Here is a 1,648-nt window from a genome sequence, read left to right on the forward strand (position 1 = left end):
CCATTGCCGCCCGGCCACTACTGACAGCGTGTGGCGCAACGCCGGCAACGGGTCGGCGTCGATCTGGCCGTGCTGGTCCAGCAACTGGCCCACCAGCACTGCAGCGCTTTCACTCAAGTCCAGTTGGGCGGCCATTGGCGGGTGGTTGCCGAAGGTCAATGTCAGCGCCAGATGCACTGCATAAGGCCGCAGGTCGTCACTGGTTTCGAGCAGTTGCACGGGGTGGCCGAGCAACGGTTCGAGGCGCTCGATCAGGTCCAGCACGGCCAGTTCCAGCAGCAGCGAACGCGGTAATGCCGGCAGCACTTGCGCGTCGAACTGCAACGCCAGCGGCACCAGTACTTGTTCCAGGGCGGCAGCCGAGAGTCGCAAGCGCACCGGTGACTGGCCGAGCAACAGCAACACATCCCGGGGTGTTTTCAGCGGCTGGGGATCGGCGGCCCAGGCGACGCTCAGATCCTGCCCGGCGCAGCGGCCCTGCCACGCATGCCGCCGGCGGTGCAATTGGTTATGCAGCGTGAGCAGCGCCGGGTCGTAGTGCTCAAGCCAGGGCGCCAACGGGTCGGCAAGGGCCACGATCATGTGCCGAGTCCTTGTTCTTCACGCAGCTCGCCGGCCACCCGTTCGCTGCTTTCACGCCCGTCCAGCAGGCTTTGCCAGGCATCGGACTGGCGCTGGCGGCTCAGGCGCTCCTGGCGAAACAGCTCACGCTCACGCTCCTGGGTTTGCAGGGTACTGGACACGTGGCTGACGTCGCCTTCAAGCACCTGCTCATCGTCGGCCAAGCCCCGCAGGCGATCCTGGGCGGCCTGCCAACTGGCCACCGACAGGCCTTCGGTGAGGGAGGCGTAAATCTCGCCGGCTTCATGGGCAACGGCCTCACGGTGCAGGCGCAGGTGTTCCTTGGCGTCGGTCAAGGCGCCGCGGGTTTGCGCGCAGCGTTGCTGTTGCGCCGCCAACTGGCTCGCCGCCCGCTGTTCGCGCAGCACCCGCAGGGTTTGCAGGGTGCGCAGTTGTTCGGTTTTCATGGGTTGCTCTCCATCGTCATGCCAGCACCTGGCGCATGCGGATCAAGGTCTGTTCGGGGCTGCTGGGTTCGTCGGCGTTCTGGCGCAGGAAGGCTTCGATTGCCCCATGGCGGGTGATCGCTTCGTCGGCCAGGGGGTCGCTGCCGGCGGAGTACTCGCCGACGCGGATCAGCATTTCGATCTCGCCGTAGCGCGCCATCAATTCACGGATGCGCATCGCCAGGCGCTTGTGTTCGTCACCGGCGACCTGCTCCATCAAGCGGCTGCGGCTGCGCAGCACGTCCACCGCCGGGAAATAGTTGCGCTGCGCCAGTTCGGCGCTGAGGGCGATATGCCCGTCGAGGATCGAACGCGCTTCCTCCGCCACCGGATCGCTGGCGGCGTCGCCTTCGGTAAGCACGGTGTACAGCGCGGTGATGCTGCCGGCAGGGCCCGGGCCGGCGCGCTCGAGCAACTTGGGCAAGGTGGCAAAAAACGACGGCGGATAACCGCGGCGGGTCGGCGGTTCACCCACGGCCAAGCCGATTTCGCGCTGGGCGCGGGCGAACCGCGTGAGGCTGTCCATCAACAGCAGTACATTGCGGCCCTGGTCGCGGTGGTACTCGGCCAGGGTGGTGGCG

The 1,648-nt window shown here is 66.9% G+C and carries 1 protein-coding gene and 2 pseudogenes; all 3 read right to left on the reverse strand.

Annotated features, from left to right (window positions below; translation table 11 throughout):
- Positions 1–582, reverse strand: a pseudogene (locus tag HX846_RS25040) (YscQ/HrcQ family type III secretion apparatus protein); the annotation flags it as partial.
- On the reverse strand, positions 579–1,028 hold the full coding sequence (locus HX846_RS25045; protein WP_087694644.1) for a hypothetical protein: 450 nt from the start codon (positions 1,026–1,028) through the stop codon (positions 579–581). The pseudogene HX846_RS25040 and the gene HX846_RS25045, both read right to left, overlap by 4 nt.
- Before the next feature lie 16 nt (positions 1,029–1,044).
- Positions 1,045–1,648, reverse strand: a pseudogene (locus tag HX846_RS25050) (EscN/YscN/HrcN family type III secretion system ATPase); the annotation flags it as partial.

This window comes from Pseudomonas sp. K5002 (assembly GCF_013386655.1).
In the GTDB taxonomy this organism is placed as follows: Bacteria; Pseudomonadota; Gammaproteobacteria; order Pseudomonadales; family Pseudomonadaceae; genus Aquipseudomonas.

Coding starts and splice junctions, on each gene's coding strand:
- HX846_RS25045 (WP_087694644.1), bottom strand. CDS start 1,028: ATGAAAACCGAACAACTGCGCACCCTGCAAACCCTGCGGGTGCTGCGC.